The organism is Hahella ganghwensis DSM 17046, assembly GCF_000376785.1.
GTDB classification, from domain to species: Bacteria; Pseudomonadota; Gammaproteobacteria; order Pseudomonadales; family Oleiphilaceae; genus Hahella; species Hahella ganghwensis.
In genome coordinates this window covers 144,488-158,952 of sequence record NZ_AQXX01000144.1, presented here as the reverse complement: position 1 = coordinate 158,952, position 14,465 = coordinate 144,488, and the positions used below count along the sequence as shown (strand labels likewise).

14 protein-coding genes are annotated in these 14,465 nt (G+C 50.3%); 6 read left to right on the top strand and 8 right to left on the bottom strand.

The genetic code is table 11. The annotated features are described in order from the left end of the window. Window positions 1–12 precede the first annotated feature (12 nt). The 3 genes from F566_RS0130650 (at window position 13) to aguA (ending at window position 3,461) form a co-directional block, all read left to right on the top strand. A complete protein-coding gene (locus F566_RS0130650) occupies window positions 13–1,374 on the top strand; it encodes a glutamine synthetase family protein (protein ID WP_020410890.1) in 1,362 nt (453 codons plus the stop codon). Between the two features lie 116 nt (window positions 1,375–1,490). Then, entirely contained in the window at window positions 1,491–2,360 is an 870-nt protein-coding gene (gene aguB, locus F566_RS0130645) for an N-carbamoylputrescine amidase (RefSeq protein ID WP_020410889.1), read from the top strand. 3 nt (window positions 2,361–2,363) lie between these two features. Next, complete coding sequence (gene aguA / locus F566_RS0130640) at window positions 2,364–3,461, top strand: agmatine deiminase (protein WP_020410888.1); 1,098 nt, start codon at window positions 2,364–2,366, stop codon at window positions 3,459–3,461. A gap of 20 nt (window positions 3,462–3,481) precedes the next feature. On the opposite strand, the gene F566_RS0130635 is transcribed toward aguA, so the two are convergent. Continuing rightward, window positions 3,482–3,907, bottom strand: a complete 426-nt coding sequence (locus F566_RS0130635; protein ID WP_020410887.1) for a glutaredoxin family protein — start codon at window positions 3,905–3,907, stop codon at window positions 3,482–3,484. 184 nt (window positions 3,908–4,091) lie between these two features. Here F566_RS0130635 and F566_RS0130630 point away from each other — a divergent pair, with 184 nt between their 5' ends. Next, window positions 4,092–4,349: a hypothetical protein gene (locus tag F566_RS0130630; RefSeq protein ID WP_020410886.1), complete on the top strand. Its 258-nt coding sequence runs from the start codon at window positions 4,092–4,094 to the stop codon at window positions 4,347–4,349. 55 nt (window positions 4,350–4,404) lie between these two features. On the opposite strand, the gene F566_RS0130625 is transcribed toward F566_RS0130630, so the two are convergent. The 4 genes from F566_RS0130625 to aptA all read right to left on the bottom strand — a co-directional run bounded on the left by F566_RS0130625 (window position 4,405) and on the right by aptA (window position 9,055). Next, on the bottom strand, window positions 4,405–5,691 hold the full coding sequence (locus F566_RS0130625; RefSeq protein WP_020410885.1) for an NAD(P)/FAD-dependent oxidoreductase: 1,287 nt from the start codon (window positions 5,689–5,691) through the stop codon (window positions 4,405–4,407). A gap of 3 nt (window positions 5,692–5,694) precedes the next feature. Beyond that, entirely contained in the window at window positions 5,695–6,054 is a 360-nt protein-coding gene (locus F566_RS0130620) for a cupin domain-containing protein (protein WP_020410884.1), read from the bottom strand. A gap of 81 nt (window positions 6,055–6,135) precedes the next feature. After that, window positions 6,136–7,623 carry a CoA-acylating methylmalonate-semialdehyde dehydrogenase gene (locus F566_RS0130615; RefSeq protein WP_020410883.1) on the bottom strand — a complete coding sequence of 496 codons (1,488 nt, stop codon included), beginning with the start codon at window positions 7,621–7,623 and terminating at the stop codon, window positions 6,136–6,138. 115 nt (window positions 7,624–7,738) lie between these two features. After that, on the bottom strand, window positions 7,739–9,055 hold the full coding sequence (aptA, locus tag F566_RS0130610) for an omega-aminotransferase AptA (RefSeq protein ID WP_020410882.1): 1,317 nt from the start codon (window positions 9,053–9,055) through the stop codon (window positions 7,739–7,741). 319 nt (window positions 9,056–9,374) lie between these two features. Between aptA and F566_RS0130605 the strand changes: the two genes are divergently transcribed. Next, a complete protein-coding gene (locus tag F566_RS0130605) occupies window positions 9,375–10,889 on the top strand; it encodes an aldehyde dehydrogenase (protein ID WP_020410881.1) in 1,515 nt (504 codons plus the stop codon). Window positions 10,890–10,952: 63 nt separating this feature from the next. Here F566_RS0130605 and F566_RS0130600 read toward each other — a convergent pair whose 3' ends face one another. Further along, window positions 10,953–11,813 carry an AraC family transcriptional regulator gene (locus F566_RS0130600; RefSeq protein ID WP_020410880.1) on the bottom strand — a complete coding sequence of 287 codons (861 nt, stop codon included), beginning with the start codon at window positions 11,811–11,813 and terminating at the stop codon, window positions 10,953–10,955. Window positions 11,814–12,044: 231 nt separating this feature from the next. Here F566_RS0130600 and F566_RS0130595 point away from each other — a divergent pair, with 231 nt between their 5' ends. Further along, window positions 12,045–13,004, top strand: coding sequence for a phytanoyl-CoA dioxygenase family protein (locus F566_RS0130595; protein ID WP_020410879.1), 960 nt, complete (start codon window positions 12,045–12,047; stop codon window positions 13,002–13,004). Window positions 13,005–13,061: 57 nt separating this feature from the next. Here the strand turns inward: F566_RS0130595 and F566_RS0130590 are convergent, their stop codons facing one another. Together F566_RS0130590 and F566_RS0130585 are read right to left on the bottom strand one after the other, a co-directional pair. Then, window positions 13,062–13,319 (bottom strand): hypothetical protein, encoded by a 258-nt coding sequence (locus F566_RS0130590; protein WP_020410878.1) that lies wholly within the window; start codon window positions 13,317–13,319, stop codon window positions 13,062–13,064. A gap of 205 nt (window positions 13,320–13,524) precedes the next feature. After that, window positions 13,525–14,463 (bottom strand): diguanylate cyclase, encoded by a 939-nt coding sequence (locus tag F566_RS0130585; protein ID WP_020410877.1) that lies wholly within the window; start codon window positions 14,461–14,463, stop codon window positions 13,525–13,527. Window positions 14,464–14,465: the final 2 nt, after the last annotated feature.

The window sequence follows — 14,465 nt, the reverse complement described above, 5'->3', positions numbered from 1 at the left end:
GAGTAAAACAAAATGTCTATCGAAGAAGTCTCGGCATTCCTAGAACAATACCCGGATGTCCAAACCGTTGAGTTATTGATCAGTGACCTGAACGGGGTTATTCGCGGAAAGCGAATAGAAAAAGAACTATTGGAAAAAGTGTACAGCCAGGGGTTCTGCCTGCCCGGTTCTGTCATGGCGCTGGATGCTACCGGTACGACAGTCGAAGAAACCGGGCTTGGTGCCGCGGAAGGAGACCAGGACCGTATCTGCCGTCCGGTACCCGGCACACTCTCCCTGGTACCATGGCAGGGGGAAGATCGAGCGCAGGCCCTGGTCAGCATGTACGATGCAGAGGGATTGGAACCATTTCCCGCAGATCCAAGACAGGTGTTGAACAGAGTCATCGAAAAATTCAAAACTCTGGGATATTCCGTCGGTGTTGCGGTGGAGCTGGAGTTCTATCTGGTAGACAAAGAACGGGACGCGAATGGCTTACTACAGCCGCCGATATCTCCTGTCAGTGGCCGCCGAATGATATCCAAGCAAGTCTATTCAATGGATGATCTGGATGATTACGACTTCTTTATCCGAGATGTCCTGGAAACCGCTCACGCACAGAATGTTCCCGCGGATACTGTCATTGCTGAGTATGCGCCCGCTCAGTTTGAAGTAAACCTGAACTACGTGAACGACCCGTTAGTGGCAGCTGATCATGCTGTCCTGCTTAAACGTGTAATCCGCCAGGTTGCGAAAAAACATGGAATGGAAGCCACTTTCATGGCGAAACCTCATATTGATGAGGCCGGCAGCGGTACCCATGTACACGTCAGTCTGCTGGACGAGGACGGTAACAATGTCCTGGCCTGCGATGACCCATTGAAACACCCCCTCATGCGTTACGCTATGGGAGGACTCCTGGACATGGCGGATTCTGTACAGGCACTGATCTGTCCAAACATCAACAGCTACCGGCGACTGGCTCCGGGCGCTTTTGCCCCTACCAGCAAAACCTGGGGATATGACAACCGCACAGCAGCACTGAGAATCCCTTCCGGAGATATCAATGCAACACGAATAGAGCACAGAATGAGTGGTGCCGATACCAACCCATATCTGGCTGTTGCCGTGGTGCTTGCAGGCATTGGCGAAGGTCTGATAAGTAAGATCGAGCCACCGCTCCCCGTTGAAAACAACGCCTATGAACAGGATCATCCGGCGCTGGCCGACAATCCCAGAGATGCGCTGAGAGCCATGGAAAACGATAATCGCATGAATACATGGTTCGGGGAGGAGTTTCTGCGAATTTACAGTCTCTGCAAATGGTCAGAAGTCAGGCTGTTTGAACATCAGATTACGGAGCTGGAATACAGCTTGTTGCTCCCTTATCTGTAATTCATCGATTTCAATAACGGAATTGAAAGGTCTATTGATATAATCGCACACCACCGATTCACATATCAGTCAAACCCCGTAGGCCTTTAGCTTGCGGGCGTTTTTCAGGAGACACCATGAGAAATGTCACTGTAGCCGCCACCCAGATGAGCTGTGGCTGGGACGTTGAAACCAATATTGCCAATGGCGAAAAGCTGGTCAGGGAAGCCGCCTCAAAAGGGGCACAGATTATACTGCTCCAGGAGCTGTTTGAACGTTGCTACTTTTGCCAGAAGCAAAAGGAAGAATACCTGAAGTTTGCCACGCCGGCCGAAGAAAATCCGGCCATACTTCATTTTCAGAAAATCGCTGCAGAGCTGAAGGTGGTGTTGCCCATCAGTTTCTATGAGCGCGCTAACAACGCCTACTATAACTCTGTTGCCATTATCGATGCAGACGGCAGCAACCTGGGGATCTATCGCAAAACCCATATTCCAGACGGACCAGGCTATTCAGAGAAGTTCTATTTCACGCCAGGTGATACCGGCTTTAAGGTCTGGGATACGGCTTACGCCCGTATTGGCGTAGGCATCTGCTGGGATCAATGGTTCCCGGAAACCGCTAGATCTATGGCTCTGATGGGCGCTGAGCTTCTGTTTTATCCAACGGCTATTGGATCCGAGCCACAGGATGCGGATATTGATTCCCGAGACCACTGGCAACTGACCCAGCAGGGTCACGCTGCGGCGAACCTGACACCTCTTATCGCGTCGAATCGCACCGGCAGAGAAACCGAGGGCGATCAGTTTATTGAATTCTACGGCTCTTCCTTTATTGCCAATGAGTTCGGACAGAAAGTTAAGGAATTCGATCGCAAGGACGCCGGTGTGCTGGTCCATACTTTCGACCTGGATCAAACCGCCAGTAATCGCCATGCCTGGGGCGTATTCAGAGACCGCCGCCCGGATCTCTACCAACCTCTGATGACCAAAGACGGAGGTCGTTGATCAATGGCTTTACCGCTCACTTCCACTCCCAGTGCTGATGGTTTTTACATGCCCGCGGAATGGGCTGCTCAATCCCAAACCTGGATGTTGTGGCCGGAGCGGCCGGATAATTGGCGCTTCGGTGCGAAACCTGCGCAGAAAGCCTATCTGGCAGTGGCAGAGGCGATTGCCCGCTTTCAACCGGTTACGGTTGGCGTTTCTGCGGATCAGTTTGAGAATGCCAGTGCCCGCTTGAGTGAGCATGTCAGAGTCGTGGAAATTTCCAACAACGATGCCTGGGTCAGGGATACCGGACCCACCTTTTTGATCAACGGAAAAGGAGAACTCAGGGGAGTGGACTGGGAATTCAATGCCTGGGGAGGGTTAACCGGAGGTTTGTACCAGCCTTGGAACAGAGACGACCAGGTAGCTCAGAAGATCTGCAGTATTGAGCGGATAGCACGATACCGCTCAGACGGCTTCGTGTTGGAAGGAGGAGCCATCCACGTTGATGGAGAAGGTATGCTTCTGACAACTGAAGAATGTCTGCTCAATCCTAACCGAAATCCACATCTGAACAAGATAGAGATTGAAGCCCGGCTTAAGACTTATCTGAATGTTGAAAAAGTCCTATGGGTTCCAGAAGGTATCTTTAACGATGAAACCAACGGGCATATTGATAATATGGCCTGCTTTGTGGCACCTGGAAAGATTGCTCTGGCCTGGACTGACGACGAGAGAGATCCCCAATACCAGCGTAGTCTGACGGCATTACAGTATCTAGAGAGTCAGCGTGATGCCAAAGGCCGTAAACTGGAAGTTACCAAGGTTCCGCTTCCCAGCCCCCTGGTGCAGACGGAAGATGAAGTGGACGGGATTGACAGAGCATTTCACGCCTGGCCCCGCCGGGCAGGTGAAAGAATGGCAGCAAGTTATATCAACTTCCTGATGGTGAACGGGGGCATTATCATGCCCTCGTTTAATGATCCAATGGATGAAATCGCCGCCAATATAATTTCCAGCCTATGCCCCGAGCGGGACATCGTACAGTTACCGGGACGAGAGATATTACTGGGCGGCGGAAATATTCACTGCATTACCCAACAACAACCGGTGGCATAAACCGAAAAAGCCTAACAGAATTATTGGTCGTAGATTCGCCTGAAGCCACTCTCACTGAAGCCATTCATGCGTTTATCGCCAACCAGTATGACCGGGACCCCACGCGCGCCCATCCGGTCATACTCACGCTTGGCAGCCTGACTCTTCTCAATGTCGTGCTCTGTATAAGCGATACCATTAGAGCGGAAGTATTTCCGTGCCATTTTGCAGTAACCGCACCAGGATGTGGAATACATCACCACTTGCCTGCCAGTATCAAACACGGACGTATCATAGCTGACATTAGTGTAGGTATTAACCTCCAGCCGAACCTCCTCAACGCCGGAGCTTTCCGGTTTTTGGTCGCTAAAGTGGACATTTCCCTCGTCATCCACCCACTTGTATATTTCTCCAAGAACATTTCCGGAAGTAGCAATTAACAAAAGTATCAGAAAAACAAATTTCATCAGGCTTCCTGCAAACTAGCGATATTCCTGCCAATCATACCGACTTCTGGACACAAACAGTATTCCTGAGATCCTTAGCCTGTTATTTAACAATTTTTTTATCGCCTTTTACGTGAAATATTGTAACATCTTGCACGTTATTACTTTTAGCATAATCCTTACTGGTAACTCCAAGGAGATCGACGTGAAAGGAATTCTGGCCCTGCCGTTATTTCTCATTTCCCTTTACACTACCAATGCTTTGGCATTTGAAGAAATTGAACCTCTGACGGAAGAAGGCTGTGGAGACATACACATGGAAATTCAGGGGGTTTGCGTTTGGAAACCTTATGTCGCGACTAGAACGATCCGCGATCTTCAGCGTGAAATCAAAGCCTTTAAGGCAACCTTGCCCGTAGCATCCAATAAGCAGACAGCCAGCGATGAGAGCAAAAAGAATTAATTAGAAAAATGAGGCTGTAGAGAGAAAGCAAACTTGCCCTCTCTCCATTAATTGGTTACAGACCCAGTTTGTCCCGCAAGCCATAGTAAATTGCGCCAACCGCTGTATAAGGGACTCTCATTAACTGCCCACCCGGAAACGGGAAATGCTTCAGTTGCGTGAACGCATCAAAGCGCTCAGCCTGCCCTTTTAACGCTTCCGCGACCAAACGTCCTGCCAGATGGGTGGTTGTCACCCCATGCCCGCTATAACCTTGGGCATAATATATGTTATCGCCGATGCGGCCGAACTGTGGCAACCGGCTCAGGGTTAACAGAAAATCACCGCCCCAGGCATATTCAATCCTGACCCCTTTCAATTGCGGGAAGGTCGTCTCCAGTTTCTTCCTGAGAAAAGCCTCGATTGATGCAGGATCGCCACCACCGTAGGTCACACCACCGCCGTAAAGTAAACGGAAGTCACCGGTAATGCGGTAGTAGTCCAATTTATAGTTACAATCTTCAACACAGTAAAGTGAGGGAATCAATGAGCGGGCTTTCTCTTCTCCCAAAACTTCCGTCGCCACTATCTGGGTCCCACAAGGCATGGATTTGGCTGCCAACTCCGGAACCAACTCCCCAAGATAGGCATTCCCGGCTACCATAAGATACTGACATTTCACAGAACCTGACGCCGTTCTCACCACCGGATTAGCGCCGCGCTCGATGGCAGTCACCCTGGAATCTTCAAATATCTTACCGCCGAGCTTTTCAATGGCCGCCGCTTCACCCAACGCCAGATTAAGTGGATGAATATGTCCGCCGGACATATCCAACATTCCACCGCAATAGGCATCCGTATTCACCGTTTCCCGAATCGAATTCCGGTCCAGCAAAGTCAATTGTTGATGACCATACCGCTCCCAGAGCTTCTTCTGTTCTTCCAGTTCATGCATCTGCCGGGAATTGAAGGCGGCAAACACTCCTCCTTCTTTGAAATCACAGTCAATATCATACTGTTCAATACGTTCCCGTATGATACGACCACCCTCAAATGCCATATCGCCAAGAACTCTGGCCAAATCAGTGCCATAGTGGTTCTCAATGACATCTATATCACGACTATAACTGTTAACCAGCTGTCCGCCGTTGCGACCGCTGGCACCAAAGCCGATTCGACTGGCCTCAAGCACCACCACGCTAAAGCCGGCCTCGACTAAATGAAGTGCACTGGATAAACCTGTAAATCCTGCCCCGATGACACAAACATCCGCTTCCATGTCACCACTCAGAATTGGACGTTCTGCCTTATCCGCGCGGGTGGCCGCATAGTAGGAGCCGGTATGATTTGCTCTTTGCGTCATGGTTCAGGCCTCATAGATAACGTAGATTTTTTTGCAGTATTCAGGAACTTCCCAACGACCAATAAAACCGGCGGGAATATAAAACTGGTCTCCTGCCTTTACTCGGCGAACGCCTCCCTGCTCATCATGAATAATGGAATCGCCTTCAAGAATCAGACAGAATTCCTGCTCGGAATAACTGACCGTCCAGATACCTGCCTTTGAATCCCATATACCCACATGAAATTTATCATCCGGAGAGGAAAAGTTATTCCAAAGAGTTTGCACAGGGTTGCCACTGACCAGCTTGGAGGCATCGGGCACATAGGTTTCTGAAGCAACATTCTCGGAGGTTACAGCGGCAATGTCATTAATGGTCTTCATGAACGGGCATCCTGTATAGGTCTCTGATCAAGCATGATATTGAAGAGGCGTAGCAACTCTCATCCATGAGAACAGATACCATTAATCCATCGTCGGCATGACAAATTCTACCCCCATATCACCTTCTGGCCAGCGGGCAGTGACTGCTTTACGCTTGGTGTAGAATTTCACGCCCTCCATGCCGTGAACATGATTGCTGCCGAACAACGAACGCTTCCAGCCACCGAACGAATGAAACGCCATTGGAACAGGAATCGGCACGTTAACCCCAACCATTCCGACCTGTATATCATGAACGAACTGACGCGCAGCTCCTCCACTCCGGGTGAAGATAGCTGTCCCGTTTCCATATTCATGGGCATTGATCAGTTTTACTGCTGAAACATAATCCGGCACCCGGACCACCGCGAGGACTGGCCCAAAAATCTCTTCCTGGTATATCGTCATTTCAGGTGTCACATGGTCAAACAGGCATCCACCGATAAAGTAGCCTGTTTCACATCCTGGCACTTTGATGCCGCGACCATCTACGACTAATATGGCCCCTTCTTCAACGCCCTGACCCACATACCCGGTCACCTTGGCCAAATGTTCTTTGGTAACCAGAGGACCCATATCCAAACCGGTTTGCTCACCATTACCAATCTTCAGACTACGCGCCTTATCGGCGAGTTTCGCAACCAGTTCATCGGCGACGTCACCAACAGCCACAGCCACAGAAATCGCCATGCAGCGCTCGCCTGCGGAACCGTAGGCAGCCCCTGTCAGAGCGTTTACCGCCATATCCAGATCAGCATCGGGCATCACCACCAAATGGTTTTTGGCGCCGCCTAACGCCTGTACCCGTTTACCATGGGCACTTGCCGTGCTGTAGATGTATTCTGCAATAGGTGTGGAACCGACAAAACTCACAGCCTGAATATCCTGATGAGTCAAGAGAACATCCACGGCCTCTTTATCACCATTGACCACATTGAACACCCCATCCGGAAGGCCGGCTTCCTTCAACCATTGGGCAACCAGCAAGGGAGCACTGGGGTCTTTTTCAGAAGGTTTCAGAATAAAAGTGTTGCCACAGGCAATCGCCACCGGCCACATCCACATCGGCACCATCGCCGGAAAATTAAACGGCGAGATACCCGCAACAACACCCAGAGGTTGGTTGACAGACCAAGCGTCAACCCCTCGGCCAACCTGCTCGGTTATTTCCCCTTTCAGCAGATGAGGAATCCCACAGGCGAACTCAACGACTTCCATACCGCGAATGATTTCGCCCTTGGCATCTTCAAACACTTTGCCATGCTCTGAAGAAATTGCTCTGGCTAATTCATCCATGCGTTCTTCCAGGATCATTTTGAAACGGAACAGAATACGAGCCCGGTTCAATGGCGAGGTTTCAGCCCAGGAAGGAAACGCCTGCCTGGCAATCTGAATCACATCTTCAACTTCCCGCTGACTGGCAAGAGATACATTTCCACTCTGCACTCCAAGGGCGGGGTTAAATACTGGCGCCTGTCGATCACTGGCATCTGTTAACCGGCCATTTACATAATGGTTAATCTGTCGCATGAAACACCTGAATCTTGTTGCTTAAAAAAAGCCGTCAATGACGGCTGCAATGTATTTCAGAGTGGAAAAACCACCCCGAGGGACTTGTTCAGTCAAGTCAGAAATCTCTGAAAAACTACTCCACCGCCTTGATCGATTTCGCCAGACGCTCAATCAACTGATCTATCTGTTCTTTTTCGATGATCAACGGTGGCGACATAGCAATGGTATCGGCTGTGCAGCGCACTAAAGCATCTTCCTTCCAGTAACAATGATTGAAAATCTCATAACCTCGAACACCGACTTTATCCCGGGGTGCCAGCTCAACAGCTCCTACCAGGCCGATGTTACGAATGTCCACCACATTCGGTAGTCCTTTCAGGCTGTGCAGAGCGTCCTCCCAGTAGGACTCAAGTTCGAGCGTGCGCTCAAATAAGCCTTCCTTCTCATAGATATCCAGCGTTGCGATCCCCGCAGCGGCCGCCACGGGATGCCCTGAATAGGTATAGCCATGAAACAACTCGATCATTTCTTCCGCGCCATTCATGAAGGCATCATAAATATGCTCGGAAACGAACACAGCCCCCATCGGTATGGCACCATTGGTCAAGCCTTTGGCCGTCGTGATGATATCCGGCGTAACACCAAACCGGTTGGCGGCAAACGCCTGTCCTACGCGGCCAAATCCTGTAATCACTTCATCAAAAATCAACAGAATACCGTGCTGACGAGTTATCTCACGAAGCCTTTCCAGATACCCTTCGGGAGGCAGAATGACACCAGCTGAACCTGCGACAGGCTCAACAATCACTGCGGCAATCGTGTCAGCACCATGCAGGGCGATCATTCTTTCCAGGTCAGAAACCAGCTCGGCTCCCTGCTTGGGAATTCCCCGACTGAAGGCATTTTCCGGCAACAGGGTATGGCGCATATGGTCAACACCATTCAGGAGCGTTCCGAAAACGCGCCGGTTATTCACCAGTCCACCGACAGAGATTCCGCCAAATCCAACACCGTGATAGCCTTTTTCGCGGCCAATCAAACGGGTTCTTTGCCCTTCACCTTTGGCTCGGTGATAGGCCAGTGCAATCTTCAGGGCAGTATCCACTGATTCAGAACCGGAGTTGGTAAAAAACACTTTGTTAATGCCTTGTGGCGTGTGACGCACCAGACGGTTAGCCAGTTCAAACGGCAGAGGGTGTCCCATCTGAAAGGATGGGCCATAATCCATTGTAGCGATCTGACGGCTGACAGCCTCAGTAATCTCCTGACGGGAGTGACCAGCATTGACGCACCACAAGCCGGCAGTACCATCGATAATCTTACGGCCATCCTGGGTTTCGTAGTGCATGCCACTGGCCGCCACCAATAAGCGAGGATTTGCTTTGTACTGACGATTAGCGGTAAACGGCATCCAGAAAGCATCGAGATCTTGAGGGGATGTATTTGCCATATTCAATCTACCTGACTGTTACCTGTATCGGGTTTATATTCTGTAATTCAGCTTATAAAAGTTCGTGCTTTGAAGATCACAGTATCAACCTATGACCGTTTGTTATTTTGAACATCTGATCACCAGTTTATGTAAAATAAATAAAACATCAATAGGAAAAACAGACTTTTTTCAAAATCCTTCACGATCTCCTCAACTTCAGCCCCAGGGCAATATTGCAGGCGTTACTGATAAGGATTTGTGATAAAAATCATGCGTTCAATATATTGAAACCCTCAACCACTGTGGGGTAAGGTGTGCGGAATCATTTCACACTCAGATGAGCGAGGTTACCGTGGCAAACGTTCAACATTTTGAATACTGGCAGCAATTGGCCGACTCCGTTTCCTTTGAAGGCAGAGCTTATATCAATGGCGTACTGACTGAGGCCAGAGCTGGAGAAACCTTTGACTGCCGTAGCCCGATTGACAACCGCTTACTGACTTCAGTGGCATCCTGCGATAGCACTGATGCCGATCATGCGGTCGCTATTGCCCGCCAGACATTTGAATCTGGTGTCTGGTCACAACTGCCACCGGCACAGAGAAAGAAAACTCTGCAACGGTTCGCTGATTTGATCGATGAACATGCTGAAGAGCTGGCCCTGTTGGAAACCCTCGATATGGGCAAGCCCATTTCAGATGCGCTCAATGTCGACGTTCCGGCTACAAGCCGCTGTATTCGCTGGTGTGCTGAAGCAATTGATAAGCTTTACGATGAGATAGCGCCTACCGGTTTTGACGAACTGGGCATGGTGACCAGAGAAGCCGTGGGTGTTGTCGCTGCCATTGTGCCTTGGAACTTTCCGATGATCATGGCGAGCTGGAAGTTAGGTCCCGCGTTGGCTATGGGCAACTCAGTGATACTCAAGCCTTCGGAAAAATCCCCTCTGACGGCGATCCGGCTGGCGCTTCTGGCCCACGAAGCAGGTTTGCCGGCTGGCGTCTTTAACGTCCTTCCCGGCTATGGGCACACTGTCGGTAAAGCACTGGCTCTGCATATGGATGTGGACACCCTGGCGTTCACCGGCTCTACCGCTATCGCCAAACAACTGATGGTTTATGCCGGTGAGTCCAATATGAAACGGGTGTGGACTGAGGCAGGTGGAAAATCACCCAACATCGTATTTGCTGACGCACCAGACCTGGACAAGGCGGCTCAAGCAGCTGCAGACGCGATCTGCTTCAACATGGGGGAAATGTGTACCGCTGGTTCCAGGCTGTTGGTGGAAGAGAGCATTGCCGAGACCTTTGTCGCCAAGGTTCGAGAAGCATTCGGACGCTGGCGCCCTGGCCACCCATTGGATCCCCAGACCAACATCGGTGCGATCGTAGACGAACCACAACTGAACCGTGTTCTGTCCTACATCGAAAAAGGCCAGGCAGATGGAGCCAGTCTCACAGTGGGCGGAAACCGGTCCAATACGGTATCAAACGGCTTCTATGTGGAACCGACAGTATTTGAAAATGTGACCAACGACATGACTATCGCGCAGGAAGAAGTCTTTGGGCCTGTTCTGACCGTCATTACGTTTAAGGATGAAGACGAAGCACTGCATATTGCGAATGATACCGTCTACGGACTTGCAGCCGCTCTGTGGACGAGCAACCTCGGCCGCGCCCACCGACTGGCCCGAGGCTTGCGGGCAGGTTCGATCTGGGTGAACCAGTATGACGGCGGTGACATGACCGCCCCATTCGGCGGATACAAACAGTCGGGCAATGGTCGTGACAAGTCACTGCATGCCTTCGATAAATACAGTGAAATCAAGGCTACCTGGATCAAGCTGAATTAAACGCCTTACAGGATGCAGCCGTCATTGGCTGTATCCTGTTTCTCAGCTCATCCACGACTCACTTCAGCGTCTGGTATAGGCATTGCGAAACGCCTTTGGCGTCATCCCCTTGTATTTCCTGAACAATCGATTGAAATTGGACAGGTTGGTAAAGCCGGTTCGATCAGCAATCAGGGCAATGGGTAAATCCGTCCCTACCAGCTCAGAGCATACATGCCCCAACCGTAATTGGGTGACATAGCTGATAAAACTCTGATTCATGTGCTTCCTGAAAAAACGTACAAATGTGCTGGTGCTCATGTTGCTTATACTGGCCATCATTCCCAGGGACAACGCCTCCTGAAAGCGCTCATGCACATATTCCAGCACTTCATTCAATACCTTCTGCTCTCTGGCAACTACCGGTTCAGACTGGAAATTGGCAGATGCCAGTATTCGCGGCTGTGACTCCGCAATAATCCCCAGAATTTCCAGCAAAATCAGCAGTCGTTTACGCGGATCTGTCGTCACCAGTTGCAGGAAAAGCGGTCCGACCAATCCGGATATCTCTGATGAAAACTCAAGCCCTCGCCGTGCATCGCACATGATTCCCCGCAAATCTGAAAACTCCGGGTAGCCGGTCAGCAGATGATCCAGCCAGGCCTGATTAAACCAGACGACCAGCGCCCGATGAGGAAGCGTCTCCTCCACTCTTCCGGCAGAACACCAGCTATGAGGCAAATTAGGCCCCAATAATGCCAGGTCACCATCTGCATAGGGCTCAACGCAGTCTCCTACATATCGTTCGCCATAAGAGTTCAGTGTAAAGGTGAGCTCGTACTCCGGATGGAAATGCCATTCAAACGGCAGGGTATCGAGTTCTCTCAAAAAGAACTTCCAGGAAGCATCTTCCGGGTATTGAATTTTCTCAAAGCTCGCTTTCATCTTTTAAATCAGCCCGGTTCAGACTCCCACTTCCAGAAAACATCTATGTGCATCAGCAAAGCTAACCGTTCGGATATTTATACGGCCTTTCTAGTGGTTTGAACTCACAGAAATACATCAGTTTGAGCAGATTGTACTACTTATTGCCATATTTCCATCACCCATCGACACAGTGCCAATAGATACTGACTGAAATCATTAACCCCTCTTCAAACGGGAGTCGAGAACCTCATGAGAAATCGCTATGGCTTCGGCAACAATGCGCCAGGCAATAACAGTGTATCGAACCTGCACGGCACGCCGTTCCGTGAACTGCAAAAACAGCTTCCTCTCAGGGTGCTATCCCAGGAGCAATATGACTCCTGGATTCATCAAGGATATGTCATCATCCCTGAGGCGATCAGTTTTGAGGATGTAAAAGCGACACAGCGCTTTTTATGGGAGTTTCAGGAAATGTCCCCAACAGACCCGAATACCTGGTACCAGCCAGAACGCCGATCTCACCAAATGCAGGAACTGAACAATTCGGGGATGGTGGAGTGCTATCATCACCCTCTCCTCTGGAATAACCGACAGAATCCCCGAGTATATAAAGCCTTTGTAGATATCTGGGACAGGGAAGATCTCTGGGTCACCATTGATCGAGCCAATCTGAACCCGCCAAATCGACAGGGAAGAGAGTTTCGAGGGTTTATTCATTGGGACGCAGACACCTCATTAACGCCTCTTCCTGTTAACGTCCAGGGAGTTCTGGCACTAACCAACACTGACTTTGAGAGCGGAGGATTCCAGTGTGTTCCCGGCCTGTACAGAGACCTGGAACAATGGCGCACCCAGCAGCCCGCAAACCGAGACCCCTATGTCCCCGACCTGACCGGATACGAGATTGAATTCATCCCCCTGGAAGCCGGCGACCTGCTGATCTTCAATGCACTGTTACCCCACGGCATTCGGCCGAACCGATCACAACGAGTACGCATGGCACAATACATCTCTATGGTACCGGCAGAAGAGGATAACCAGTGCATGAAAGAATGGCGTATACGTTCCTGGCAAAACCGGGAAGCGCCATCAGGATATGCATTTCCAGGAGATCCCCGGGAATGGGAGAAGACTCGATATCCCCATGCAGAGCTGACACTATTGGGTGAAAAGCTGCTGGGGAAAACCAGTTGGCAGACCTCTTTCTGAACATATCAGGTTCTCTGCCGCCAAAAGATCACGCAACGCCTGCGAGTATGCCTGATTCTAGTTTCTCATCATCAAATCAAGCTGCTGCATTGCTTTTTCCGCATCAGCCAGATCCGCTGCATTCTCGCTGCGAAGATAGGCATTGATACTGGCGGCTACCTCATCGTTCACATACGAGCGGTACTTATTAAGCACATGTCTTTTATCCAACTGCACACGCAGTTGTTTCATTCCCCAGTAGACCGACCAACTTAGCACGATCGCTACCAGCAACAACAAGCCAGAGTTCAGCTTGGACAACACCCGGGTTTTCATATCGCATTCTCCCGGTTTACGATCGACAAACCTCCTTATTCAGGGATCGAGTCACTCATTAAAAACGCGATGAGAGTACAACTGTTTTGTGACAGCCCTATGGCGATAAAGGCTCAGGTAACGGGAGTTCTGTGGATTTTTGTATCCACAAAGCCAGTCCTTCCGCTTGGCAGAATGGTATCAGTCATATTCTGGGAACAGGATTCTAGCCGGCACAAACCTGAGCTCTGCCGCGCTCCTTGGCAAGACATAGATTCCGGTCAGCAGACTCAATCAATTGGTCTGACTGATGAGTATCATCCGGTACCAGAGAAGACACCCCAATACTGACGCTCAGCACCCCATCGATCGGTGAGGAGGGATGCTCGATTCGCAGCTCCCTGATTGATTTCTCTATGGATTCCGCCAGATTGGACGCGCCGACCAGGTCAGTCTCAGGTAAAATCACTGCAAACTCTTCTCCTCCATAGCGGGCAGCAAGATCGGCTGGCCGTTGAGTACTGGCAGCGATAGTGCCAGCCACGGATCGCAAACTGTCATCACCCTGCTGATGACCCAAGGAGTCATTAAACTTTTTGAAAAAATCGATATCCAGCAGGATCAGGGACAAGGGTTTGCCTGTGCGTCTGCACCGCCGCCATTCCTGCTGAAGATATTGATCAAAGTAGCGCCGGTTGGCCAACTTGGTTAAGCCATCCACCATTGCCATTCGGCGCAAGAGATCAGACTGAAATTTCAGTGTCAGATGAGATCGAACACGCTTTAACAACGTTCTGGAATTCACCGGTTTGCTGACAAAATCAACGCATCCGGCATCCCAGCAGGCATTCTCTTCCTCTTCGGTTGTCTGGCCGGTAACAAATATAACCGGTATTGCAGAGGTGCGTTCATCCTGTTTGAGTCTGCGGCAGGTTTCCAGTCCGTCCAGCCCCGGCATCATAACATCAAGCAAGACCAGATCAGGGGGATTATTCTGACAGAACACCAAAGCTTGTTCGCCACTGGTCGCCATATACAACTCATGTTCATCAGCAAAGATCTGATGAATAACCCTGATCATAAGTGGCTGATCATCAACAATCAGAATGCGACCTCGCTGATTGCCAACATTCAGCTGATCCTGTTCAGGACTGCTATCATTCATAA

What these genes read in the sequence shown, in the direction of transcription:
- F566_RS0130650 (WP_020410890.1), top strand. Translation starts at nt 13, where the DNA reads ATGTCTATCGAAGAAGTCTCGGCATTCCTAGAACAATACCCGGATGTC.
- aguB (WP_020410889.1), top strand. Translation starts at nt 1,491, where the DNA reads ATGAGAAATGTCACTGTAGCCGCCACCCAGATGAGCTGTGGCTGGGAC.
- aguA (WP_020410888.1), top strand. Translation starts at nt 2,364, where the DNA reads ATGGCTTTACCGCTCACTTCCACTCCCAGTGCTGATGGTTTTTACATG.
- F566_RS0130635 (WP_020410887.1), bottom strand. Translation starts at nt 3,907, where the DNA reads ATGAAATTTGTTTTTCTGATACTTTTGTTAATTGCTACTTCCGGAAAT.
- F566_RS0130625 (WP_020410885.1), bottom strand. Translation starts at nt 5,691, where the DNA reads ATGACGCAAAGAGCAAATCATACCGGCTCCTACTATGCGGCCACCCGC.
- F566_RS0130620 (WP_020410884.1), bottom strand. Translation starts at nt 6,054, where the DNA reads ATGAAGACCATTAATGACATTGCCGCTGTAACCTCCGAGAATGTTGCT.
- F566_RS0130615 (WP_020410883.1), bottom strand. Translation starts at nt 7,623, where the DNA reads ATGCGACAGATTAACCATTATGTAAATGGCCGGTTAACAGATGCCAGT.
- aptA (WP_020410882.1), bottom strand. Translation starts at nt 9,055, where the DNA reads ATGGCAAATACATCCCCTCAAGATCTCGATGCTTTCTGGATGCCGTTT.
- F566_RS0130605 (WP_020410881.1), top strand. Translation starts at nt 9,375, where the DNA reads ATGAGCGAGGTTACCGTGGCAAACGTTCAACATTTTGAATACTGGCAG.
- F566_RS0130600 (WP_020410880.1), bottom strand. Translation starts at nt 11,813, where the DNA reads ATGAAAGCGAGCTTTGAGAAAATTCAATACCCGGAAGATGCTTCCTGG.
- F566_RS0130595 (WP_020410879.1), top strand. Translation starts at nt 12,045, where the DNA reads ATGAGAAATCGCTATGGCTTCGGCAACAATGCGCCAGGCAATAACAGT.
- F566_RS0130590 (WP_020410878.1), bottom strand. Translation starts at nt 13,319, where the DNA reads ATGAAAACCCGGGTGTTGTCCAAGCTGAACTCTGGCTTGTTGTTGCTG.
- F566_RS0130585 (WP_020410877.1), bottom strand. Translation starts at nt 14,463, where the DNA reads ATGAATGATAGCAGTCCTGAACAGGATCAGCTGAATGTTGGCAATCAG.